At 52.6% G+C, this 23,942-nt stretch carries 19 protein-coding genes; 6 read left to right on the plus strand and 13 right to left on the minus strand.

Annotation, left to right across the window (positions count from 1 at the left end):
- Positions 1-126 precede the first annotated feature (126 nt).
- Both EGT51_RS05500 and EGT51_RS05505 read left to right on the plus strand, forming a co-directional pair.
- Positions 127-1,110 (plus strand): aldo/keto reductase, encoded by a 984-nt coding sequence (locus tag EGT51_RS05500; RefSeq protein ID WP_135367765.1) that lies wholly within the window; start codon positions 127-129, stop codon positions 1,108-1,110.
- Positions 1,111-1,404: 294 nt separating this feature from the next.
- On the plus strand, positions 1,405-2,715 hold the full coding sequence (locus EGT51_RS05505) for an NCS2 family permease (RefSeq protein WP_135367766.1): 1,311 nt from the start codon (positions 1,405-1,407) through the stop codon (positions 2,713-2,715).
- 178 nt (positions 2,716-2,893) lie between these two features.
- Here EGT51_RS05505 and EGT51_RS05510 read toward each other — a convergent pair whose 3' ends face one another.
- The 5 genes from EGT51_RS05510 to EGT51_RS05530 all read right to left on the minus strand — a co-directional run bounded on the left by EGT51_RS05510 (position 2,894) and on the right by EGT51_RS05530 (position 8,623).
- Complete coding sequence (locus EGT51_RS05510) at positions 2,894-3,280, minus strand: hypothetical protein (RefSeq protein ID WP_135367767.1); 387 nt, start codon at positions 3,278-3,280, stop codon at positions 2,894-2,896.
- 19 nt (positions 3,281-3,299) lie between these two features.
- Positions 3,300-3,758, minus strand: coding sequence for a hypothetical protein (locus tag EGT51_RS05515; RefSeq protein ID WP_135367768.1), 459 nt, complete (start codon positions 3,756-3,758; stop codon positions 3,300-3,302).
- A complete protein-coding gene (locus EGT51_RS05520; RefSeq protein WP_135367769.1) occupies positions 3,755-4,243 on the minus strand; it encodes a hypothetical protein in 489 nt (162 codons plus the stop codon). Before EGT51_RS05520 ends, EGT51_RS05515 begins: the two co-directional genes overlap by 4 nt.
- 289 nt (positions 4,244-4,532) lie before the next feature.
- A complete protein-coding gene (locus EGT51_RS05525) occupies positions 4,533-5,447 on the minus strand; it encodes a prenyltransferase (protein WP_135367770.1) in 915 nt (304 codons plus the stop codon).
- A gap of 104 nt (positions 5,448-5,551) precedes the next feature.
- Positions 5,552-8,623 (minus strand): YfhO family protein, encoded by a 3,072-nt coding sequence (locus EGT51_RS05530; protein WP_135367771.1) that lies wholly within the window; start codon positions 8,621-8,623, stop codon positions 5,552-5,554.
- Between the two features lie 201 nt (positions 8,624-8,824).
- Here EGT51_RS05530 and EGT51_RS05535 point away from each other — a divergent pair, with 201 nt between their 5' ends.
- Positions 8,825-9,346, plus strand: a complete 522-nt coding sequence (locus tag EGT51_RS05535; RefSeq protein WP_135367772.1) for a QueT transporter family protein — start codon at positions 8,825-8,827, stop codon at positions 9,344-9,346.
- Between the two features lie 1,062 nt (positions 9,347-10,408).
- On the opposite strand, the gene cls is transcribed toward EGT51_RS05535, so the two are convergent.
- A complete protein-coding gene (gene cls, locus EGT51_RS05540; protein WP_135367773.1) occupies positions 10,409-11,866 on the minus strand; it encodes a cardiolipin synthase in 1,458 nt (485 codons plus the stop codon).
- Between the two features lie 118 nt (positions 11,867-11,984).
- Here cls and EGT51_RS12925 point away from each other — a divergent pair, with 118 nt between their 5' ends.
- A complete protein-coding gene (locus tag EGT51_RS12925; protein ID WP_167850147.1) occupies positions 11,985-12,140 on the plus strand; it encodes a hypothetical protein in 156 nt (51 codons plus the stop codon).
- 197 nt (positions 12,141-12,337) lie between these two features.
- On the opposite strand, the gene EGT51_RS05545 is transcribed toward EGT51_RS12925, so the two are convergent.
- The 7 genes from EGT51_RS05545 to EGT51_RS05575 form a co-directional block, all read right to left on the minus strand.
- Positions 12,338-13,207 carry a GGDEF domain-containing protein gene (locus EGT51_RS05545; RefSeq protein ID WP_135367774.1) on the minus strand — a complete coding sequence of 290 codons (870 nt, stop codon included), beginning with the start codon at positions 13,205-13,207 and terminating at the stop codon, positions 12,338-12,340.
- Positions 13,200-15,236 (minus strand): cellulose biosynthesis cyclic di-GMP-binding regulatory protein BcsB, encoded by a 2,037-nt coding sequence (locus EGT51_RS05550; RefSeq protein WP_318531299.1) that lies wholly within the window; start codon positions 15,234-15,236, stop codon positions 13,200-13,202. The genes EGT51_RS05545 and EGT51_RS05550 overlap by 8 nt, the downstream gene beginning before the upstream one ends.
- A gap of 46 nt (positions 15,237-15,282) precedes the next feature.
- Positions 15,283-16,536: a glycosyltransferase family 2 protein gene (locus EGT51_RS05555; RefSeq protein WP_135367776.1), complete on the minus strand. Its 1,254-nt coding sequence runs from the start codon at positions 16,534-16,536 to the stop codon at positions 15,283-15,285.
- Between the two features lie 257 nt (positions 16,537-16,793).
- Positions 16,794-18,353, minus strand: a complete 1,560-nt coding sequence (locus tag EGT51_RS05560) for a hypothetical protein (protein ID WP_135367777.1) — start codon at positions 18,351-18,353, stop codon at positions 16,794-16,796.
- On the minus strand, positions 18,350-19,849 hold the full coding sequence (gene wsfD / locus EGT51_RS05565) for a glycan biosynthesis hexose transferase WsfD (RefSeq protein ID WP_135367778.1): 1,500 nt from the start codon (positions 19,847-19,849) through the stop codon (positions 18,350-18,352). The genes EGT51_RS05560 and wsfD overlap by 4 nt, the downstream gene beginning before the upstream one ends.
- 22 nt (positions 19,850-19,871) lie before the next feature.
- Entirely contained in the window at positions 19,872-21,005 is a 1,134-nt protein-coding gene (locus tag EGT51_RS05570) for a glycosyl hydrolase family 8 (RefSeq protein ID WP_167850148.1), read from the minus strand.
- Positions 21,006-21,891: 886 nt separating this feature from the next.
- Positions 21,892-22,707, minus strand: coding sequence for a DNA/RNA non-specific endonuclease (locus tag EGT51_RS05575; RefSeq protein ID WP_135367779.1), 816 nt, complete (start codon positions 22,705-22,707; stop codon positions 21,892-21,894).
- A 260-nt stretch (positions 22,708-22,967) separates the two neighbouring features.
- Between EGT51_RS05575 and EGT51_RS05580 the strand changes: the two genes are divergently transcribed.
- Positions 22,968-23,507, plus strand: coding sequence for a hypothetical protein (locus EGT51_RS05580; RefSeq protein WP_135367780.1), 540 nt, complete (start codon positions 22,968-22,970; stop codon positions 23,505-23,507).
- A gap of 203 nt (positions 23,508-23,710) precedes the next feature.
- Positions 23,711-23,884, plus strand: a complete 174-nt coding sequence (locus EGT51_RS12930) for a hypothetical protein (RefSeq protein WP_167850149.1) — start codon at positions 23,711-23,713, stop codon at positions 23,882-23,884.
- The last annotated feature ends 58 nt before the right edge of the window (positions 23,885-23,942 follow it).

Here is a 23,942-nt window from a genome sequence, read left to right on the forward strand (position 1 = left end):
TTCCAGTGTACCAGAAAGTGGCGCTGGCTAACACCGGACCAAGTTATTTTTCACGCCTGGAAAAATCCGTTATAATAGGAAATGTATTTGAATCCGGTTTCACAACTTCATTAGGAGGGTCACTGTATGACACACAAACAAGTTACGATTGGTAAAACTGATGTGCAGGCCACGCCACTCGGTCTCGGGACTAACGCGGTCGGCGGCTACAACCTCTTCCCCAATTTAAAAGATGAAGACGGCTTGAACCTGGTCAAGGCCGGGCTGAACAATGGTATCAAATTACTCGATACCGCCTACGTTTACGGCCTGGGCCACTCCGAAGAATTGGTCGGCCAAGCCATGCACGACTTTGACCGCCACAGCTTTGCGCTGGCAACCAAGGGCGCCCAGGACTTTTCGAGCGGCGAACAGGTCATCAATAACGATCCGAAATTTTTGACCGCCCAAGTCGAAGCCAGTCTGAAACGCCTCAACACGGACTACTTGGACATCTACTACATTCACTTCCCTGACAAGCAAACGCCCAAGGCCGAAGCGGTCGGTGCCCTACAACGCTTGCGCGAACAAGGCAAGATCCGTGCAATTGGCCTGTCCAACTTCAGCCTAGACCAGGTCAAGGAAGCCAACGCCGACGGATACGTGGACGTGGTCGAAGACGAATTTAGCCTGCTGCACCGCGACCATGAAGCCGACCTGATGCCGTACCTCAAGGACCATCAAATCAGCTTTGTGCCGTACTTCCCACTGGCTTCTGGCCTGTTGACCGGGAAATACGACCAAGACGTCACCTTCCCGGCTGACGATATTCGCAGCCAAATCAGCGATTTCCAAGAACCCCGTTACAGCCAGGCCCTCAAGGCCATCGACGCCATTCGGCCGATTGCCGACGCGCACCAAGCCACGGTGGCCCAAACCGTCTTGGCCTGGTACATGCAAGATCCACTGGTCAGTGTCGTCATCCCCGGTGCCAAGCGTGCCGCTCAAGTCGAGGCCAACGCCCAAGCTTTGGACGTGACCCTCAGCGACGCGGAATATCAAACGATCGACACGGCCTTTTCTGGCTTCAAGACCATCACCAGTGGCAAGTCCCTGGCGGATCCGGATTAAGTTCCAAGAGGGAGACCGCAGGCGCTTAGTCGGCGAGCATTAAGGCCGACTGCCTGCGGACACCCGTTTCAACTAGCTAACTGTTCATCACCCAAGAGTCTGGGAATTCTCCCCGGCTCTTTTTTGTGCGCCAGCAGTCCACGAACTAACCGATTATAAAATAATTTATAATTCGTGATTGCATTTCAATCAGGAACATGATAAGCTCTATAAGGATTGATTAAGAACAAAAACACGAACGATACTGCTAAACGTTCGGATTTTACATAAATTTGCCTAAAGGAGCAATCATTCATGCAAAGAATCGCTGACTTTTTTCATTTTGAAGAACTGGGCACGAACTACAAGAAAGAAACGCTGGCCGGCTTAACGACCTTCGTTTCCATGGCCTACATCTTGTTCGTAAACCCGCAAGTGCTGGGGGCTTCTGGCATCAGCCAGGGCGCCGTGTTTACCGCGACGGCCTTTGCCTCGGCCTTCGGGTGCATGCTGATGGGGATCCTCGCCAACTACCCGATCGCCATCTCCGCGAGTCTAGGAATCAACGCCTTCTTCGCCTACTCCGTGGTCATTGGGATGAAGGTGCCGTGGGAAACGGCGCTGGCTGGCGTCTTCGTGGCGTCCATCCTGTTCATGATCTTGACGGCCTTCAAGCTGCGGGAAAAGGTGGTCGACGCCATCCCGCGTGATCTGAAAATGGCCATCAGTGCCGGGATCGGCCTGTTCATCGCCTTTATTGGGTTGAGTCAAGGTGGCTTAATCGTCGCCGACAAGTCCACAGTCGTGACGCTGGGCTCCCTGCAGGTCGGTAGCACGTGGCTGACCATCTTCGGCCTGATCGTGACGTTAGTCTTGATGAGTGCCCGCGTTCCCGGAGCCATCTTCATCGGGATGGTCGCCAACTCCATTTTGGGACTTGCGACGGGGCTGATCGCCATGCCCAAGCAATTGATTTCCGGTGTCCCAAGCATCAGCTCCACCTTTATGGTCGGGTTGACCCACGTGTCGAGCATCAACTCCTTACAGCTGGTCGTGGTCGTCTTGACCTTCTTACTGGTTACCTTCTTTGACACCACCGGGACCTTGGTTGGCCTGGCCGAACAAGCCGGATTAGTCAAGAACAACAAGCTACCCCGGATTGGTAAGGCCCTGATGGCTGACTCCAGTACCATGGTGGTCGGTTCCCTGTTAGGGACGTCGCCGATGGGTGCCTTCGTGGAATCTTCCGCCGGAATCGCCGTTGGTGGCCGGAGCGGGTTTACCGCCATCGTCACCGGGATTCTCTTCATCTTCGGGGCCTTCTTCTCCCCACTGCTCGCGGTCGTGACCAACCAAGTCACCGCCCCAGCCTTGATTATCGTGGGTGTGCTGATGGCCCAATCCCTGAAGAACATTCATTGGGAAAAATTCGAAGTGGCCGCGCCAGCCTTCCTGATCGTCTTGGGCATGCCGTTGACTTACAGCATCTCCGACGGAATCGCGCTGGGCTTCATCACCTACCCACTGACCATGATTGCGGCCAAGCGTGGTAAGGAAGTCGGCGCCATGATGTACGGGTTAGCCGTCGTCTTCGTCTTGTTCCTATGGATCTTAAACGCTGATTAAACCAAACCCGTCATTGGGGCGTCTAGCCTGAATGACGGGTTTTTTGCACGTTACTTAAGAACCAAGGCGATTACCGATGGCTTTACCCCCCCAACCAAACGAACTGATTTTTCAGCTAGGAACTTTGTCCACCTCATTAAAAAATCGCGTGACCTGTCACAATGGGTCACGCGATTTTTTAATGAGGAAGTCGGCGACTGTGCCGGATTCCCGTCAACCATTGCCCGATCATCAGTCCAGCCAAGGCCAGCGTCAGATAATTCACAACATTGGCCACCTGCCACAAGACGGCCAACCCACCATGGACGGCGGGCTCGACATCCCAGAACAGATAAACCAGATCTAGAACGATCACGTAGGCCAATTCTCTGCCGGAACGGAGATGACCGTGCCATAACTCGCGACGGTGATGGGTCCAAAAAATCAAACTGGCGTTAACTAGCAGCAAGAAGATGCCCAAGTATGTAAAGCGCAGCCACCACGGTCCGGCCAACGTCAAGGCCGTAAAAATCGCTGCTAGATTGCCCACTAGTCCAGTCGTCAGTACCCAGCCGCGTTTGGGCATATTGCCACCTCCCCCGAAATTACTGCCGGCGGTGAAGCCCCCAGTGCAAGACATTGAATGCCAGAATTCCGCCGATAAATACCAGGCTGTCCAGCCCTAAAAAGAGCACTGCCGTGGGCGGTAGCGCGACGACGCCATTTAGTAGACTCACACCAGCCATCAACACCACCAATCCCAATAGCACGCCCCGCGACCAGGTCAACCAGTTACGGGTCGGATTAGCGTCACGTTCATTTAACAAATACAGCCAATGCGTGGTCGTCGCAATCGGCTGACTGTGCGCACTGCCCCGGTAGCGATACCAGGCGCTGCTGAGCACTAAACCGACCAGCACGACGAATAACGTCCCCAGAACTGTGATCCGCCACGGCCAAAGGTCATCCCAGTCCAACAATGACAGGGCCAGTTGTCCCGTGATGACGAGCTGAAAGATGTCGCCGAAAAATAACTGCCAGTAATCGTGTTGTTGCTTGGTCATGCCTGACCACCTCGCAATCGTGCGTGATGCTGCCACCAACGCACCGCCCAAAGGCCAATGATTCCCAGCACGAGTCCCCCAACGGCGACGACCACCGTTAGCTTCACGACTAGCTGTTGGCCGGTCGACCAGCCCAGTGTCGCGCCGAATTGAAAGACCAACAAATTAAAAATGATGGCGCCACACCAGATTCCCTTCGTCCAATTCAGGCCTCTAAAATCACCTTGTGGTTCATTGGCTAGATACAGCCAGTGGTCCGCCTGCGCCCAGGTAAACTCACGGACATCTGGTCGCGGACGCCAAAATCCCACGACCAACAACCCCAATATCACGAGTAGATAGCCGAAAAACAGTAGCGACGACCCCCACTGATAGTACCACGCACCTAGTCGCAGTTGCCCCAGCGTCACACTGTTGCAGAAGACTAGCAAGATCAGCCCATCATTGAATTGTTGCAGCAAGTAATCCCGTACATGTTTTGTCACTTGATTTCCTCCCCTGGAAATACCGTAGACCACATTTTATAACCCGGGTTAACCCAGGTTATTTTCCTAACTGTTACAAACTGTTGCTACCTAACGGCGAAATATTGATTATCTTTTTTGCAGGCATAGTCGTTTGCTCAAGATTCACCGCCACCAGGCACACTCCTAAGATACCGTATTTTTCTACGCTTGCAAAGGAGGAAATTTAGCATTGATGTCAGTGTATCGATTTACGCCCTGAACATTACCTATCAGTTGATTTCAAAAATAACCCGGGTTAACCCGCCCACTACAACCAGGTCCCCAGCGCAAACAACAGCGGGTAGGCCACGAAAAATAGCGCGGCACTCTTGACCATCGTCATAAAGGTCCGACGCTTGTCTTGCACGGCAAAGAAGGGCTGCATCCCCCGCCACATCACGGGCAATAACAGCACTGCTAACGCCGTCCAAACCGGCGCAATCCCCAGCGCCACGTTGACCAAGGGCCACAGACTCCCCGCCACCACGACCACTTGAATCAGCCGCACGGCACCCGGTTGGCCCAGGTAGTACGCCAACGTGTAGCGGTGATTTGCAATGTCTTCTGCCCGGTCGGCCGTATCATTGGCCAGCTGGAGCGTAAAGAAAATCAGCGTGAGTGGTAGGCACAACAAAAAGGTCACCCCCACTATCGACCAAGTCAGCGGCCGTTCTCCGTAAATGGACACGTAGACACAGGTCAACTGGATCAAAAAAGCAATCGCTAGGGCGACCACAATAGCTGAAACCGGCGTCGCGTTGATGGGTCGCGGCCCCGCCGTGTAAAAGATGCCAATCAGATAGCCGACGGCACCAAACACCGCCACCGGCCAGCCGGTCCGTAAGACCAAAACGACGCCCGGCACGGCAGCCAAGGCATACAATCCCCACGCCAGTCGCGCGACCCCGCTTTCTGGCAACGCAAGCCGGCCGATTGGATTGGTCTGTTGCGCGTACCCCGTCCGATCGTGGGCGTGGCGATAATCATAATAATTATCCGCCACATTGACGGCCAAATCGAAGATGAAGACGACCAGCAGACACAAGCCGACGTTTACCCAATTCACCGTTCCCGCATAGTATTGGGCAATCGCTGCCCCCAAGATGAACCACATCACATTGAGTGGCGCCGTGTAGATCTCCGTCAATTCGTAGAACACGGGCCACGTTAACCATCGTGACATTTCAATCACTCCCCTAAAAGTTTTACTGCCTCTTCAGTGTACCAAATCAGACGCAAAATGGCGGCTCTCAAGTCTCGAGAGTCGCCATTTTTTTAAGATTAAGGTCACCGCCAATACCGCCAGCCGATTTCACCCACTAAAATCAGGGTGCCGACCACGGTCAGTGCCCAGCCGAGTTTCAGTCCCGGCGTCTGGTAAGTCAACTGGATGTGGTGGGTACCACGGGTCAGACGCGCGCCCACGAAGCCGTCGTTGACCACCTGCGTGGGCGTTGACCGCCCATCGACCGTCAGCCGCCAACCGGTGGAGTACGGAATCGACGTGGTCAGCACGCTGGTTCGGGCCGTCGTTAGGTCGCCGGTCACCCGGTTGTTGGTGACCCGTTCGTGCTGCAGGCCGCGACGCTGCACGCGGTGGACCTGTTGGTTGTAGGCTTTTCCAAATGGCACGGCAATCAACCGGGCGGATTTGAAATTGATCTGCTGCGTGGCGTTAAAGGTCACGTCCACCGTTTTGCGCAACTGCTTGGAATAGCCCAGGTTGAGCAAGACGTGTTGCTTGGGCTCGTAGTCCGACAGGTTGTCGACGCCAAATTGGGAAAAGGTCTTGGCCGCATTACGCGTCTTGGCCGTGACCCAGTAGTCCCCCAGATCCGGGTTGCGCGTCGCCGTCCGCCAGGCATTCAACTTGGTCAGTGCCGAGCGCGGTGTGGCCCCCAGCACGCTGGTATTGTCCTGGGCTTGGAGCTGGCCACGGGTGGTCAAGCGATCCGACGTGATGCCGGTAAGCTCCAAATATAACTCCGTCCCCCGCGCGCGTTGTGGGTGCTTGAGGGTCAACGTGTAGCTGAGCGGCTGGCCCTGTGCGTCACTAGTCAGCTGGCGCAAGCCGTGGGCATTGGCCTGAGTGGTGCGTTTCACGATCGTTTGGTTCTGCGCCAAGACGCGTTGAAGGGCCTGACGATGCCGCTGCAAGCCCACCATAGGCCCGTATTGCAAAACGTCGCGGCGACTGATCAGACCGTCAGCATCGACGGTCAGTTGCGGTGCCTTCAGCGTCGCCCCGTACGTCGCCGTTTGCTTGTCGTTGAGTCCCTTTCTTTGACCGGCCAAGGCCTGTTTTAACCGGTATTGAATCACCTTATTGGTACTGTCGATCACCGGCACCGTATCGGGGGTCACCGTATAGGCCAGCTGGCGCTTGGGAGACTGGTAGGTCGCCGCCGTCACTCCGGCCACCGGCTTGGTCGTGACCGCCGCTTGCGTTAAGCTGCGTTCGCGATCCACCCCCGACAACTGCCGCCAAGCCGTCGTGGTCAAGGCTTGCGGCTGGGTGTAGACCAGTGGAAAGGCCAGGTTGGTGGTCAACGCCTGGGTGCCGACGCCGTTAGACAGCGCGTACACCGGCTTTTCGGGGAACACCTTACCCGCAGCACGATAGCCGTACGGCAAGGCCTGGTGCGTGGCCACCTGGTCTGCACGGGCAAACAGCGTCTTGACGCCCAGCAGTTGATTCAGTGTGGTCCGGCTGTCGCCTTGGCCAATCGGGGCGTTCATGGCGTACTCAGAATTTTGCAAGTCGCGGCTGAACTGCCCCACGTAGCCGTTTTGCACGGAAAAATACGACATGACCCCGTGCAACCCGTGCGTCATGGTCATGTTATTGCCGACCGTCCGAAATAAATTAAAATTGCGGGTGGCGTCGACGCGGCTAAAGGTCTGCTCATCTTGAGCCACGGTCTGCGCACCGTCAAAATAGTCTTGAATGTAACGAGTCGCATCCCCGCGCCGCAACTCCTGGGTAGCCTGCACCCCAGCATTGGGGTCGTAATACCCCCAGGCGTTGTTGACCAAATTTAACCCGACCAGCACACTCACCAAGCTCCAGGTGATCCGCGCGGGGGCAGTGATCATTAAGACCGCCAGCAGTGCCAGCAGCAGGCCATAGGTGATCAGGTCCCGCGCGGCATTACTGAAGATGAGACCGTTGCTGAGGTAGACCACAGCGAGCAGTCCCGCCACGCTTCCGGCCAGCCACCAGCGGTCCCGGGCGGTGAGATGCGTCAGCTGGTCGCCGAGGACCATGGTCGCCAAGCCAAACGGCACCGCGGCCAGTAAGATCCAACGATTGGACGGCGTGGTGAAGACGTTAAAGGCAGCGGCCACGGCGGGAATCCCCAGTCCCAGTACGATAGCGACTAAGGTGCCGGCCAGCCAGCGGTGTTGCCGCCAGTGGACCAGCGTATAGACGCAGCCCAGAAAGGTGATGCCACTCATCCCCAGCACCGCCCAGTAATTCAAGGTATTCCCAGTCGTCAAAATGGCATTGCCCAGCGTCAGGTAGTAGCTCAGCGGATAGGTGAGCAAGCCGTTGGCAAAGATGGCGCCGGTCCGCGTGGATTTTAACATCATCAGTAGGGATGGCACCAAAAAGACGCCGGCAATCAGAATCCCGGTCACCGCGGCGGCCAAGAAACGCCCCAGCACCACGCGGCCTTTAACGGCAACGCGACCCTGCTGATGCACGTGCAGGTAGTGGATCACCGCATAGATCAGGCTCCCCAGTCCCAGAATGTAGGCAAAGTAAAAATTACTCAGGATCGTGATCCCGGTCATCAGGGCTAATACTCCCCAACCGCGACCCCGCAAGACCCGGTCGATACCCACGAATAACAGCGGCAACCAGATCATGGGCAATAAGAAAAACGGATGATGCACACCGACCATGAGCGAGTAGCCGGTAAAGGCGTAGGTCACCGCCCCTAACAGCTGACTGCCGGGCCGAAAGTCATAGCGTTTAGCCAATGCTAAAAAGGCCAGGCCACTGGCGTACAGCCGTAACACGATGTCCCAGCCGTAGCCGACCTCGAGCAACCGCGTGGGCAGTAGTGCCACCAGGTAAGCAAACGGGTCGCCCAACACGTAATAGGCCAGCGTTGTGAGTTTATCGGCCCCTAACCCCAGCGTCCACGACCACCCGGCCAGACCACCTAGGCCTTCCTTTGTCAATAAGCGGTGGAGTTCTAAGATGAGCGGATAGTGCTGGGTCACCCCATCCATGTACCAAATCATGGTGCGGTTCGCCAGGCCAAACACGCCAAATCCCAATGCGGCAATCACCGTAAACGCCAAGGTGTACAGCCCCCACAGTGGCCACTGGCGGTGTGCGATTTTCATGATGACTCCTCCAATTATTTTTGTCTGATTTCAGTTAAGTTAGTTTTAATCTACACAACCACCCCGGCCCCTGTCAATGCTTCGCCCCAGACAATACCGGATTGTAATGTTTCACATGGAACATTTTGCCAAATCCCGTGGTTTGCGGTACCCTTATGTATGCGTCACAAACTGAATAACTAGCAAAGGAAGGAATTTCTCGTGAATTCTAAGAAAAGTTTTCTGGGCATCGACGACACCCGTAGTATGGTCCTCGCTGCCCTGGTAGCTGCACTCTACGTTGTTTTAACAACGGTCTTGTCAGCCCTGAGCTTCGGCCCTTTTCAGGTGCGCCTGTCGGAAATGTTTAACCACTTGGTCGTCTTTAACAAGCGCTACATTGCCGCGGTCACGCTGGGGGTCTTCATCTCAAATATCATTGCCTCGCCGTTTGGCTTTCTGGACATCATAACCGGGACCGTCCAAACGCTGCTGGCCCTACTGGTCATGTACTGGCTCAGCAAGGTCGTCCACAACCGTATCGCCCAAATGGCGGTCAACACGGTGGTCGCCGTCTTCTTCATGTGCATGATTGCCTGGGAGATCGCCATAGTGGGCAACGCCGCCTTCTGGCCAACCTTTTGGGCCAACTGGCTGTCCATCGGCTGGGGCGAACTCGTCAGCATGGTGGTTGGCGGGATCGTGGTCTACTTCTTGAGTCTGGCCATTGATTTTACGAAATAATTCATTAAAATGCCCCGCAGTCATCGTGATTGCGGGGCATTTGTTTGGCATACAGTGAACGGACAAACTTTCTTTACAAAATTGCAAAACTGACTCAAACGACTTACCCGTTTACTGAGCAAGCCACTTAACCAATCGCTCACTAACTCGATTGTTAAGCCCTTTGATTGTGTTCGCCCGCTTGCTCAGTTATGATAAGGACTGTAGATGGGGCTGGTCGTGCGGTCTCATCTGTGGATTGTGATTGGCACCCCTAACTAATCAGTGCAATCCAGCAAGATTCATTTAACCAAGCATTTGCCACTGCCCCAACGACGCGCTCGCTGGGGTATTTTCGTCGCTAACAGCTGAACGGCACAATATAGGATTAGTTGTTGACCGTTTCATAGTGAGAGCTGGCCGCCTACCGTTCGCCAAATATGGGTTGGAACGCTGGGGACGGGTCGAGCCAAAGAACGGTCTCGACGCCTCGCTTTGAGCCGAAGAACACGTCTCAAAGACGCCAGTTGTCTAAGCGGCTTGAACCGTGCCGCTAAGACAACTCCCACGGCTGAACCCATATTTGGCGAACTCTCGGCTACAAAAGCGCTTGCCAACAAGCATCGGCTTAACCCCCGATAGCAACTAACGCCTGATCAACACATCGTTTCTGACAGACATCAACTTACCGGTGTCAGCCTGGGTGACCGCCACTGTGACGAAGGTATCGATTGCGGTCTTGTCTCAGTTTAAAGCGCAGGGCAACTTGAGAGACTACGGTCTTAGCCAGGCTTTTAAGCCAATCAGAAACCAACCCATTAATCCAACTTTTAACCTCCAGTTAACCCAAAAAGGAGCCCAGGCGCTTAGTCCCAGACTCCATCAACTCAATTTTTTTGCGGCACTAAAGGGCAACACTGCCGGCCCGACCAGCAAGCCTGGCCTCAATCCGGGCCAGCAGTGCCGACCACTTTAGCGGCTTCATCATAACATCTGTCACGTCACCAGGCCAACCAATCTGCTTAGTTGCGCCCCAACGTGACTCCTAACCCCAATAATACCATGCGCCAATCAGGACAGGCGTTACAGAATCGGGGATAATAACCGCGACGCCGTCTGCTTGAATTTCAAATACGTCGATTGCGCCTTGAATTTCTCCGGCGTAATCAGCTCACTGTAGCGCATGTCGGCCTCGTAGATTTCCTCTAGCTGCGTGGCCACCTGCGGATCATAAATGAAGGCGTTGATTTCGAAATTCAACTTGAAACTGCGATAATCCATGTTCGCCGACCCTACCGAGGCAATTCGGCCATCGACGACCATGGTCTTGGCGTGGATGAACCCGTTGTGGTAGAAGTAAATCTTGACGCCGTCATCGGCCAGTTGTCGCGCATAGTACTGCGTGGCCCGGTACACGAAGGCGTGATCTGGCTTGTCCGGAATCATGATCCGTACGTCGACGCCCGCCATGGCCGCAATCCGCAGGGAGTCCAAGACACTGTCGTCGGGAATCAGGTACGGTGTTTGAATCCATAACCGCTTCTCGGCCGTTTGGATCAGCCGCATGTAGCCCATCTTGATCTGTTGCAGGTCAGAATCCGGTCCACTCGACACAATCTGGAGGCTGGTCTCCCCCTTGACCTTGGTCAGCGGGAAGTATTTGTGCTCGATGCGGTCATCCTTGAAGGGGTGATCGCGGTCAGTGGCATTCCAATCTAGCATGAAACGGGCCTGCAGGGAGAAGACCCCGGAACCCACGATGCGCAAATGCGTGTCGCGCCAGTAGCCAAATTTTTCCTTACGCCCAAGATACTGGTCGCCGATGTTAAAGCCCCCAACGTAGCCAATCTGTCCGTCAATGGTCACAATTTTACGGTGATCCCGGAAGTTCAGCCGAAAGTCGATCACGGCCGAACGCGTGCCCAGGAAGGCCTCCACGTGGCCCCCAGCGTCGATCAACGGCTTAAAAAAGCTCTTCCAGGTCCCCATCGACCCCCACGGATCATAGATGACCCGCACCTCGACGCCAGCCTGGGCCTTTTTAATTAACAAATCCAAGACGTCATTACCAATCTGATCATTGTAAAAGGTGTAAAATTCAATATGAATGCTAGAATGCGCTCGCTCGATGTCCTCCAACATCAGATGGAAGAGGTCGTGGCCATCCGTAATCACCCGCACCCGGTTCTTGCGTGCGAGAAAGGCGTGGTCCGTTTCCATAAACATATTCACCATATTGATGACCGAGTGGCTAATTTGGTCAGACGGCACAATTTCATCGCCAATTTCTTCACGCTGTTGATTCAAGCGTTCCTCTAGTTGTACGGCGACCTGCCGCTGCAGGCGAAACATCCGGCCCTTCGGCAATTTTCGGCCGATAAAGGCGTAGGCGATAAACCCGACCACTGGCAGAAGCACTAACACCAGCATCCAAGCCCAGGTCGCTGCAATATCGCGTTTTTCCCGGAAGACCGTCACGAAGGCCAATGCCGCGTTGACCACCACAATGATTTCCAGGATGAGCATGTAATTCACGTTCACGTGTATACCCTCCTCTAGGTCTCTGTGGTTTACATCATACGCTAAATCACCAAAATGTCTTTACTTTTCCTTAATTTTTTCAGATATTTTCGCAATTAATTTCACAGGAGGCCTCATTATGTTCTCTCACCTCACCACCTTAATTGGTGGCTTACATGGTACCAGTCCCATCCGGGTCGTCCACTGGCTGTTTCGCGATAACCCAGCCGTGGGCATCATCGTGCTGGCGGGTATTATTTTGTATAGCCTTTACCGGTATATGAATCGGCGGTAACTCGCGTCAATCAAAATGCGTCTGGCGCCAAACCACCCCAGGCCGTTTTGTTTCCTCTAAGTAACCAAAACATGCGTCAAAAGGCGCCCGGCGCTTAAGGCCGATCCCCAAACAATCCCAGCCCGGGATTATTCGGGGATCAGCCCTAATGTTCACCGGCCAATCACCTTTTGGCGCATTTTTCCTGCTATCAGGCCTTAAACGTCGTATTCCGTTTCCTTAATCCCAGCGTTCATTAGGTCATACGGGTTCTTCATCTTCTCCGCATCCCAACTGGCTACCCCGACCATTAACCGGACCTCCAAGGTCGCTAAGTTATCGGAATCAAGTAAGGCCTTATCAAATTTATCCTTGATCCGTTTACCAGCAATGCCAGCACCATCCGCATTGGTGAAGAGTAAAACGCCCCAAGTCGGGTTCGTCCGGTCCAACAAATAGGTAATATCATTGGTACGCATGGCATCTTTGATGGTCTCCGAAACCAGCTGTAAGAGCTCGCTTAACTGACTGTCACTGATCATACTGCGCATCTCTTGGAAATAACGAATCCGGATGATCATCGTCGTTACCGGTAGATTAAAACGGCGGTTGGTTTCGGTAAAAACGGCGGTATCTTCAATGAACGAGACCGTCGTACGCAGGTTCGTCGACTCGTCAAACGCCCCGCGTTCAATCAGGTCTTGCCGTAATTTCACGTTATCCGCTTGAAGCTTGCGCAAATGCGCTGTCATTCCATAAAAGGAAATTGACAGGAGCAGGGGCAAAATCATCCAGAACAGCAAGCCCCACGCCACCGTGTCGGCGTGCGTCTGACTGACGTAGATGACAATTAAAATCTGGGCGAACATAAACGCCAGGTTCAACAACAAGCCCGTGATAATCCCCCAAAAGTACGTGAATAAAATCAGGCAGATGGTCACGGCCAGAAAGGTCACGTTGATCAGCAAATAGTGGGTCTGCGTGGCGGCCATCCCCAGTGCCAGGCCACTAACCATCATCAAAAAAGCAATCAGATAGATATCCGTGAGCCACGTTTCCCGATTAGAGTTTTTCGCACGATTAGTCATGTCGCGCCCCCTTCTTCCGGCGATGCAAACTGCCGTGCTTCCACAGCAGGAGCAATAGCGCAATCGTTACTACCGCAATCATGATGAGGCCCAGTCCCAAGTACAACAACTGCTGCGAATGCCGGCTAATGGTCTGCTTCGTATTCAATGCGGTATTGATCAGTTTGTTCTTCTTGAACCGATAACCGTTGTGGTTGTTGTCAGGGTCGACAATGATGGCATCGCCCGTGTACTGGGCGATATTCCGCTGATAATTGATTTGTGTTGAGGCCAAATACGTCCCCGTAGCGGTGGCGCCCGTCACAACCAGCAACCCCTTCTGCGCATTATATGGCGATCGTAACAGTTGGGCACTGCCAATCGTCTGGCCATATTTCTGCTCAATGCTCAGCTTTTCATTCGACAAAAAACCAGTCTCGGCTGCATTGTATTTGAAATACAGCCGTCGGTTCAACCGATGAATCAGCGCATTTTGCCGTGGCGTACCAAAGGCAATCACGTTGGCATCCGCTATGACCGTCTTGCTGGGCGACTGCCGATAAAAGGTGATTTTGCCGCGGTTGTTCTCCGCATAATTACCAATCAGATTGAAAATGTTGGTCAGGGTTTGGTAGTCCGTGGCCGACATTGTCTGCGGCCGGACGACCGCCAGATTATCATAGGTTGAATTCTTCAAAAACAAATTCGGATAGTTGCTAAAGAGTAGGTCGTTGCCCGGCGCCGATTTGATGCGGGCAACTGAGTCAGGTTCGATGCTGGCCCAAGGTGTCTGGTGATTATTTTGTGTGGCGGCCGAACCCTTTAGCGGCAGGTCCAAGGCCACCCGAACCGTGAAGCTATTACCCAGGGCCATGCCCTTAGGCAACGTCACCGTCAGGGTATCGTTATCCGCTCGCGCGGCGCTCAAGCGCTGACTCCCTATGGCCGTATCGTTCACATATACCGTGGCCAGTGAACTCCTGAAATCCAGGTTGCGGGCATAGCGCAGGTGAATGCTGATGGTGGACCCGTCGGCGTTGTTGCGGTCGACCGGCAGACTGACAAAATACTGACGCTCCTGATGATCTGCGCCGATGATTTTATCCGCACTGGTGGTCAACTGATACTTGCCGTCATAGTTGAGCGTTGACGTGAAAGTCTGCGTGGCAAGGGTAATCCGCTCGGTGGGATGCTTTGACTCCTTCATCAACTCGGAATTCGCCACGAACCGCGCGGCCTTTTCTAGCAGCGCGCCTGTCGTCGCCGTTACCACTAAGTAGTGCTTGTGTTTCGTGTCAGCCCGCTTGATCTGCGCCGCATTTTTCAGATCAGCGCGCCGAAATAGTTTCTGAAACCGCGCCGGCAAATGCTGATATTCGGCCATCACCAGTTGGTAATCCGCCTTTTGCCCGTCGGCATTGTTGAACTGAACCACCGGAATCTGCTGATTTTCCGTGGTGATGACCCGCGACTCCCCTGTTAACGCGTACATACTCGCGGCCAATTCGGCATTGTTCGCAGCATTGGGCACTGTGATGTAAGCGTTACGGTTCACAATGGTATCTGGCCCCGAGAAATGATCATAGAAGGAATCAATGTTACGCGTCGGCGCTTTCAAGGCGTACTGGAAATTGACATCTGATCGATTATCCACGGTCAGCCAGTTGGCCGGCGTCTGCGTCAGCCGATAGTCCTGTTTGCCGGCACGATTCAGTACCTGACCACTAATTTTCAATTCATTTTGACCAGCCAAGAGCCGTAATGGGATGCGAATCGACTTGGTCTGCAGTCCCGTTTGTTTTTTCGGTCGAAATGAGGCGAATTTTACGCCACCCAGAGAAACCGTAATGTCCGATAATTGCCTGCTGGAAAGCTGAGACACCTGATAATTCAGATTCAGCGTCGCTCTTTTCACGTCCCAATAGTCCATCTTGATAAAGTAAGTACTCATTTCAACGGACTGACCAGATAGACTGGTGGTATTGTTTTGAAACGGCTGCGTGTAGGTCTTCAGCGCTGTTTTGGCACTGGCAGTCGTCGTTATGCCCAACAGTCCCCAGACACTCAGAATAAGGAGTAGGCTAGCTAAAATCGCCCTATTGATAGCGTTTGGTCTTATACCATTTTGCTTGTTGATGAAAGACTTGTTCACGAATATACCCCACCATTCCATAAGCAGCTACCGCGAGCCACATTTGACTATAAACGACATACATGAAAATAATAATAAGTAGATTGCCCAGCGTCATTTCCCCTTTTTCAGTGGTAATCGTTACAAAGGTACTGATGACGAACAGGACAATTGCGAAGGCCCACAAAAAGTTGTTAAACCCCAAAAGATTGGAGTGCGCGACCCCTGCAACTGAAAGCACAAATACCGAATCAGACAGAATTAACGACGTCATCAAGAGAAAGTAGACGGATAAAAAATACAACAGATCAAACCGTATTCGGCGACCACTCTTGCGAAAGATCAAGGGAAGGTTCTTCAAAATCACGTAAATATTTCCCTTGACCCAGCGCGTTCGCTGATGAAACCATACATCCAGTGTTTGTGGTTCCTGTTCCCAGGTCACAGCCTTGGGTTGGAAATAGATTCGATAACCCAAACGATACACCCGAAAACTGATTTCGGTATCTTCCGCCAAAGCCTTGGTATCCCACCCACCGATTTTGTCTAACAGTGACCGCCGAATCACATAATTGGTCCCCGGAATCGTACAGAGTTTAAAGAGGCGCAGGCGGCCTGCTTGCGCCATCCACTGAAACGAGAGCGTCTCAACGTTGATGAACCGCGTCAGTAATGAAGCATTCTTGTTACGCGTCCGAAATTTACCAATAACCGCCCCGTACGTATCATCTTGCATCAGCTCAGCCACCAGATACCGTAGCGCCGGTCGTTCCGGCGTATTGTCCGCGTCATAAACTGAGATAATACTGCCCTTGGCTTGTTTCAACGCAATATTCAAGGCGTTGGATTTGCCCTTGCCTCCCGTGACCTTGTCCGTATTAATGACTTCTAAATTACGTTGCGGGTAGGTGGTTTGTATCTGTTTGAGCAGAGCTGCCGAGTTATCGCTGGAATTGTCATTGATCACAATAATCTCGTAACGGTCATGGGGATAGTCAAAGTTCAACAGTGATAACACGGTCTTCACAATAACAATCCCCTCATTATGCGCCGGGACCATCACCGTCACAAACGGTACCTGGGCGGGCAACTGCGGCGCGGGCGTACGCGCATCCTGTAAATACTGCGTGTACCCGGCCATCGTCAAAATCAAGTTCACCACCAAGATACCCCAGATGATTAAAATGGCCGCAAAGACAAAGTAATCTAAAACACTCATGACACACCCTCTTTTCTAAACACCTAAGACTTCATATTGGTTCCTGAAGGTTTAACCTAAAATTGGTGAAAACAGGCGCCTACGTCTATCAGTGACACTGTGTTAGTGAAAGACCAGTCGTCAAGCTATTAGACAACTGGCGTCTTTGAGACGTGAACTTCGGCTCAAAGTGGCCTCATAGCCGAAACATACGCCAACAGGCAACTGGTTCCGCTGAACACTGCTCGCCAGTTAACCGCCTATTGGCCCACTCTTTTTCAGCGCCGGAACATCTGGCGATAGATCCGTCGTCCCAGAAACAAGAAGACCACCAACACCATCGTCGTGATTGTAAAGAAGACGAAGAGAATATTCCCTTGGACCTTGAAGTAGCGATCAAGCGCCACGTGCCGGGTTTGGGAAAAATGATAGTTCGGCACACCAGTTGCCTCGGCACCCACCGTGACCGGACTACCGTTCAAATAATAGACGCCATCGTGGTAACCAAACGTGGCCGAGCCACTGGTAATTTTAGCCCGCAACTGTGCCTGCGGCTGATACCAATCAACATCTAGCCTGGTGACCTGTTTCAGCAGAGCAGTCAACCGTTTTTGACTAGTTGGCAACGACACTGTCAACGCTGTCTTGACGGGAAACTTTAAGCGATTGACCGCAATCTGCCGCCCATTTTTGACCGTCAACAAGCTATGAAGACTGAGCCCCGTCCAGGTCTGAGGATACGTGGCGCCGCGATTATCTTGATTGGCAAAGGTCGTGGTCGCTGGATTAGGCAATAGCAACACGTTGCTAGACCGCGCTAAGCCGTGACGCCGAAAGAGTTTGTCTTGATTCCAGTAGATGGGCGCACTGATCCCCACCGGGATAACTTGACGTTGCCCCAACTGATTGAGTTCTTCGACCATGGTTCGCTCTAATAATGGGCCACTTTGACGATTAGCGGCACCAACGATGGGCACCTGTAAGAAGATGACACCCTGATTGTTTTCCACGACGCGCAACGCCTTGGTAAATCGTGAAAAAGCCCTTAAGGACGTATTGTCGGCAACCGACGTGGTGCTCACAGCAAAGGGGATGCCCGCTGCATTGAGTTTGCTGGCTAATTTGGTCAGCCGCGTCAGATTACTATAGGGGGTCACCCCCGTCACGGTCAATAGAGGGCGTTGCCGCTGAACCCGTCCAAAGAGTTGGGCAATCGTTTGACCCGCTAAGACCTGGCTGAACCCACTAGACTCAAAGTAAGGCAAGTAGCCAGCATGGCCGACCACTGTGCCATAGGGATAACGACCAATGCCTTGGTTCTGTGGTTGCAACTGACCAAAATGACGGGCTCCTTTTTTCAAACGCAACAACGTGATGTCTTCGCTAAATGGCAGCAATTGCCGCTGGTCGCCCGCCGTTACCGTTAGCTGTTGGTGATACACATTGTGCCGAACGGCGTGTAACTGGCGGGCCTCTGCGCGACTTAATTGCTGGCCGATATGTAACTTCTGACCGGAAAAGGCCTGGCGATCCCGGGTAAAGGCGGCATTGTGCAAGTTTCCTTGGGGCCAATTAACCAAGGTGACCACGCCCGAATATTTCTTGGCCGTAAGTTGCCCCGCATAATAGTCACTTAATTTTTCGGTCTGCGTTGCCATTCCCGCGCTAGCCAACAATTGCTGGAGTCCCGCTAGCTTCTGCTGCCCCGCAACCGTTGGATTCAACGCATCATAGACGATCAGAACTCGCCTACTCGCGCCTTGAGCCGTGGTCGGTTGGGCACCCAGCAGCAGCCCGCTCAGTAATAGCACCATGATTAGGAATAGTCGTTTTTTCACGCTTCGTCCTCCTCAATATTTCCGTCTGAATGCCACAACCGGTGATTCAATAGGTCGGCGACAAACATGACTAAGATCAAGTCCAGACTGACCGGCACCATAAATAAGTGCTTCGCTAAATCAGCATCCCCATCCCCGATAATGGAAATAATGGGGACAAAGATGAAAACGGTCAACAATCCCATGACCAAGAAGAACCGGACCACGTTAGCGACACGTTTATGAACCAGATCGTTGTAGGCGCCGATTCCAAAGACGACCAACAACGCGATGGTCAATAGAATATCAAAGGAAAATTTTTGTGGGAAGAAGGCTCCGGCCAAGTTACTGAAGCCGGTGAAATAGGTCACCTGAGCCCCAGCTGGCTTGCCACTAGCCTGCTGATAATCTCCCACCGCCTTGACCTGCGTAATCATCATGTCGCCGGCCGCAACATCTAACAGTGTGTGAAACTGCGGATAATGATGGAGATAGTACCCCATGATCCAACCAAAGCCCGTTCGCTCATTGAGACCACGTTTGACCGACGAAGCACTGGGATTGATGGCTGCAAAGTTTTTCGGGTAATAGTCTTGATTCCGCATCAACGCGTATTGCTCGTCTACTCCGCGTTGAGCAATTTTTTTGCTGGGATCATCCGTATGTAACAACACCCCATGTGTAAATGCCTGATACTGATTAATATCATTAAATTGTTGGGTGATGAGGGTGTAGGTGAGGACTCCCGTCACCAAGATACCGGCAATACCACCCAGAATCCAGAGCCATTGCGCACGTTTTTTAAAGATAAAGAATAACCCAATGCTGGTGACGGCATAGCTTAGGGCCAATGGGGCATTTTGCTGCTTATTGGCAATCAGCAACATGATGCTGACGAAATAGACCACGGTCAAAATGCGGGGATGCCAGTCCGGTCGGCGGGCGACCAGCATCAGTGCTGCAAAGGCATATAGCATCAAAATCAGCATGCCTGGTTCTGCAAAAAACGAATTGAAGTATAAGGTGAATGAAGAATCCGCAAAGACAAAGACAATCAGCAACGCAATCAGATAACTGCGCAACTTGCGATACGGTGCGGTCATCGCCATGGTCACTAAATAAATACTCCCTAGGTAAGGCACATAGTAGACCAGACCCATGAAACGCAAGTCAAAGATGGTCTTGCTATAGACCGCCTTGTTGAGCATGATGGCTAATTTAACAAAGAGCGGCTGGGAAGAAAACACCGCGGCAGTCGTATCGTTGTAATACTGCATGATTCCTAGTTTAGGCGTCACATAGTCCAACATGCTGTAGCCCTTCAAATGATACAGACCGTTGACAAATTGGGCACGGTAAAAATCCCCATTGTCAGCCAATCCGTGAAACGGCGGTACAAACAGTAAGACCCCCGCAATGACTGCCGCCAGTAGGGTTGCCAGTAAGGCCGGCGAACAGTGTCGTGCCCACCAACCCCAAAAATTGCGCCATTTTAGTTTGAGTCCATCGATGGTCACACTGCTCTTCCTTTCTGTTCATTCAATCAGATGCCGCATTTAACGCCGTCAAATTACTGTAGGAATAGCTCTGGTGGCTCTTCGCATCCCCGATACCGCCGCTGATTGGTGACCGCCCCGTTACTTGCCCGGCCCACACCAACTGCATGGCTATACGGTAATTAGCTTGATCCTTGGCAGCGGCGAAGATCATCGCCGCTAACGCATAATTCGCCGTCGATTGGCCACGATTGGTGATGCTGCCAGCGGTCGAATAACCGTTGTACAGCTTTTTAGCCTTGACCTGCTGTGCTAGCCAAGTCCGGCTGGTCGCTTTTAACTGCCCGACCTCGGCTAAATGCAAAAGAACTTCCAGAGCCTCCGATGTGTTCAGATCCTTAGGTGAATACGTCAGCGTATCCCAGCTAAAGCTCGTTGCATATAGTGGAAAGACGTTGCCCAAATAACCACCACGCACGACTTTCAGTTGCTCGTTATAGGCCCGGCGACCAGCCCGGGTTCCCTGTTCGTAATACCGCAATGTCTTAAAATCAAAATACGCCAAGCTACTGGTCTTCGCCGTTCGTTTAGACTGCGGGTCATAATAGTCATAGAGCTTGCCATCCTTAAGCGCACCAGACTTGAGAGCAGCGAAATGATTGGCCGCCGCTTGCCGGTAACGTTGCGTGTGCGTCTGAGCATCATACAAATTCAGCGCCCGAATAATCCGCAAGTCATCCAAAGTGGCGTTAACGGCAAACCGTTGGTGACTGCGAGGATCATAGCGATAGCTGAATTGCCCATGGTCCCCAAAGGTCTTGACCGTGGCACGATAAAACGTTCGAAACGCCGCATCCTGGTGACTCTGTGCCAAGTATTGTAGCCACATTCCCGCTGATTCACTCAACAGCTCATGCCCCGTGGCCACCCCACGCTGGCGGGTCCGGGTATCCACGTAATTGGTATAGATTCCCTGTTTACTCTGCATTTTAGTCTTGATGAACCGCGCCAATCGGCGTTGATTGCGTTGATCCGTCGCAGTATGCAGTGTTGGTGACTGAATAAGCGTCGTCGGGGCGGTCGTCGGTGGCGTCATGGTGGCGGACTTTCCCTGACAACCACTCAGTAGTAGCGCCACGATTCCGACTATCAATACCCACCAGTGTTGTTTATACATGGTTCCACCCCTCCTCAGAGTTCATCATTTCACCGGTCACATACGTCTTCATAGTACCATGATTTTTCTTCAGAATTATACTGATTATGTATGAAATTCAATATTTACATCATTACCTGTCATTATTTAACATATACTGTCGCTAGCGCTGACTACGGCTGGTTTTTACCTGAAGGTTGCAAGTAAAATTAACGCGCTGATTGCTGTAACGACGGTGTTCCGATTCCCAAAATTGGCGAACCCAGACGCCTGCGTCAGCCAGGGTTCCGCCTGCTATGGGGGACACCTCCAGCCGGAGAAGCGGGCTTCCGGTTCGCTTTGAAGCCTTACAAAACCCGTAAGTCTTCAAAGTCGCCCCGCGCTGTAGGCTGAGACAAAACCTCAGCCAACACCGCCGACACAGCTGGCTCCACCCTGGCTGCCTCCGGCAAGGTTGATGCCTATCAATAACACTGTGTTAATGATAGACACGTCGTCAATGCAGCGACCATCTGGGGTTAAGACGATAGTTACTAACACGCACTACCGTAGCCGAGAGTTCGCCAAATATGGGTTCAGCCGTGGGAGTTGCCTTAGCGGCGCAGTTCATGCCGCTTAGGCAACTGGCGTCTTTGAGACGTGTTTTCCGGCTCAAAGCGAGGTGTCGAGACCGTTTTTTGGCTCGACCCGTCCGCCCCAGCGTTCCAACCCATATTTGGCGAACGGTAGGCGACCAGTTCGCATCATGTAGCTGTAAACGACTATTTTTAACGCCATGAATCGCATGCTAACAGTAGTTTCAGCTGATTTTCGCCTTTCAACCTTTAGTTTTTAAGTCAAAAAAAGCCAGCCGGGCTTCGACTGACTGCTTGGCTATTCATTTAAAAAATGGTTACCGGCTGAACCGCTAAAAGCTACTAGCCGGATCCCCATACTGGCTGGTCCCGGTGCTGTAGTTAATCTTGACGCCGGCTTGGATATTGAAGATATAAACGTTGTACGAGATTCCCGTGTTTTTCACGGATTTGGCCTGCATGTGGACCCCGCGGGCGACTAGCTCATTGCCGCGAAAGACCGGCTGGACCTGGTAGCGCACGTAGTCACTGGGATGGCTCTTCAGGTAGCTGGCCACCGGATTTTCATAGGCCGTCATGCCCGGATCATTGAGCGAACGGGTCCCGGTCATCAGGTTTTTCAAATTATTGTTTTGCCCCGTCAGCTGGTAGCCAATCAAGTGACTCCGGTTGTACAGGTAGCCCTTCTTGCCGTTGACGGTGTAGGCCTTGTTCTTCCAACCGGTCGGACTGACATACAGTGGCTGGCGCTTGGCCGTGGGCATGGTGCTCTTACTCAACAGGGCGTTAGCCGTCGTGACCCGGTTCAAACTATCCAGATCGCCATAGGTTGCCCAGGCCCCCTTCTTGGTCGACAGCTCGGCTTTGGTAAAGGTCGGCTTGTTGTGGTTGACCGCCACGATTTGCGTCCCGGTGTACTTCTGATTGGCCAAGGCCTTGGTCGCTACGGACTGCTTGGGCGTCGTCGTGGTGGACCCAGATTGTTGGCTGCTGGAACTGCCCACTAGGCTGGTCGCCAGGTTGGTGATCTTGCGGGCGGTCGGATTGCCCTGGCTACTCAGTGCCCCCACGGCCCCAATCAAGGTCACCGCAATGGCCGTATAGATGGACACTTTCCCCCGGCGCCGGCCCCGATAACGTTTACTCATTTTCCTCTTCCTCTCATCTCTAAAGTCGTTGAGTCTAGTTTACCAAAAGAACATACGTTTGTCTGCATTTATTAGTTATTAATAATTTATTTTTAATAACTAATATTGATTATTGCCAGCTGTCATCACAACTTAACACTTTTTTAACTGGCAGCAGGCCGTTTTCTGCGCGGTCACATGCTATACTAACGATAGATAGAAGTAGGCGGTTTGTGTGTCGCACACAAAACTGTTATTATTTTGGATGAGGTGATTGAGATATGAAGAAATCCCGAATTTTTGCCGCCGCTCTGAGCCTAGTAGCCGTCCTGGCTGTGGGCTTAGCCGGTTGCAGCTCGAGTAGTCAGTCGGGGAGCAATCAACAAGCTAGTTTTAAAAACAAAACGACGAAAAAGTCAGACGTGAAGTCCACGTTAACTAGTTCTAAGCAACTCTGGTACGTCACGGGTTCCGTGAATGCCAAGAGCAACTCTGGCCTGGAAGCCTACCGTTTCAACAACAACGGCAAGGTCACGGTCTACAACGTCAACAAGCTCTACAAGTCTTACAGCGCTGCCAAGAAGGACAACGCTTTAAGCAAGGTCGGGACGTTAACCACCACGTTCAAGACCAAGGGTGACGACACCGTCATCAACTTCAAGGGTAAGCTGTCTGACATTCCGATGACGCAAAAGTTTACGGTCAAACAGACGTTGACGGGTAAAAATAACGCCGCCAAATTAAAGGTGGCCGGTTACCACATCAGCCGTGACGTTGACGATGATGTGACAAAAGCCGTCATGATCAAGGTCGCTGAATAAACGATCACTAAGAGAGTGGGCCAAAAGGCGATTAGCTGGCGAGCATTAAGGCTGCTAACCGAATAATCCTGGTCTTGGATTGTTTGGTTAGCAATTTTAAGCGGAACCAGCTGCCTTTTGGCGCACGTTTCAGCTATGTAAAAGGCGAAGGCAAACGAGTCTGGGAGGTTTGATCCCAGGCTCGTTTTCTTTAGGAGGACCCCATGTTTAAAAAATACCTGCCGGAACTGGGCGGCTTGCTGGTGGTTGGTGGCGTCTTGCTCTACCAACACTACCGGCATCTCAGCGGCATCATCCTGCTGGAGACCGGCTTACTGGGGATCGCTGTGATTCTGGGGCTCGGTCATCTCTGGAGCCTGTGGCGCAACCGCCGCTAGACAGCTGGTTAATGACAGCGCTTTCGCTTTGGGGTATGATAGGGCCAAAGGAGCGTGA

The sequence above is a fragment of the Levilactobacillus suantsaiihabitans genome (genome assembly GCF_004745505.1).
Lineage (GTDB): Bacteria > Bacillota > Bacilli > Lactobacillales > Lactobacillaceae > Levilactobacillus > Levilactobacillus suantsaiihabitans.

Coding starts and splice junctions, on each gene's coding strand:
- EGT51_RS05500 (WP_135367765.1), top strand. CDS start 127: ATGACACACAAACAAGTTACGATTGGTAAAACTGATGTGCAGGCCACG.
- EGT51_RS05505 (WP_135367766.1), top strand. CDS start 1,405: ATGCAAAGAATCGCTGACTTTTTTCATTTTGAAGAACTGGGCACGAAC.
- EGT51_RS05510 (WP_135367767.1), bottom strand. CDS start 3,280: ATGCCCAAACGCGGCTGGGTACTGACGACTGGACTAGTGGGCAATCTA.
- EGT51_RS05515 (WP_135367768.1), bottom strand. CDS start 3,758: ATGACCAAGCAACAACACGATTACTGGCAGTTATTTTTCGGCGACATC.
- EGT51_RS05525 (WP_135367770.1), bottom strand. CDS start 5,447: ATGTCACGATGGTTAACGTGGCCCGTGTTCTACGAATTGACGGAGATC.
- EGT51_RS05530 (WP_135367771.1), bottom strand. CDS start 8,623: ATGAAAATCGCACACCGCCAGTGGCCACTGTGGGGGCTGTACACCTTG.
- EGT51_RS12925 (WP_167850147.1), top strand. CDS start 11,985: ATGTTCTCTCACCTCACCACCTTAATTGGTGGCTTACATGGTACCAGT.
- EGT51_RS05545 (WP_135367774.1), bottom strand. CDS start 13,207: ATGACTAATCGTGCGAAAAACTCTAATCGGGAAACGTGGCTCACGGAT.
- EGT51_RS05555 (WP_135367776.1), bottom strand. CDS start 16,536: ATGAGTGTTTTAGATTACTTTGTCTTTGCGGCCATTTTAATCATCTGG.
- EGT51_RS05570 (WP_167850148.1), bottom strand. CDS start 21,005: ATGTATAAACAACACTGGTGGGTATTGATAGTCGGAATCGTGGCGCTA.
- EGT51_RS05575 (WP_135367779.1), bottom strand. CDS start 22,707: ATGAGTAAACGTTATCGGGGCCGGCGCCGGGGGAAAGTGTCCATCTAT.
- EGT51_RS05580 (WP_135367780.1), top strand. CDS start 22,968: ATGAAGAAATCCCGAATTTTTGCCGCCGCTCTGAGCCTAGTAGCCGTC.
- EGT51_RS12930 (WP_167850149.1), top strand. CDS start 23,711: ATGTTTAAAAAATACCTGCCGGAACTGGGCGGCTTGCTGGTGGTTGGT.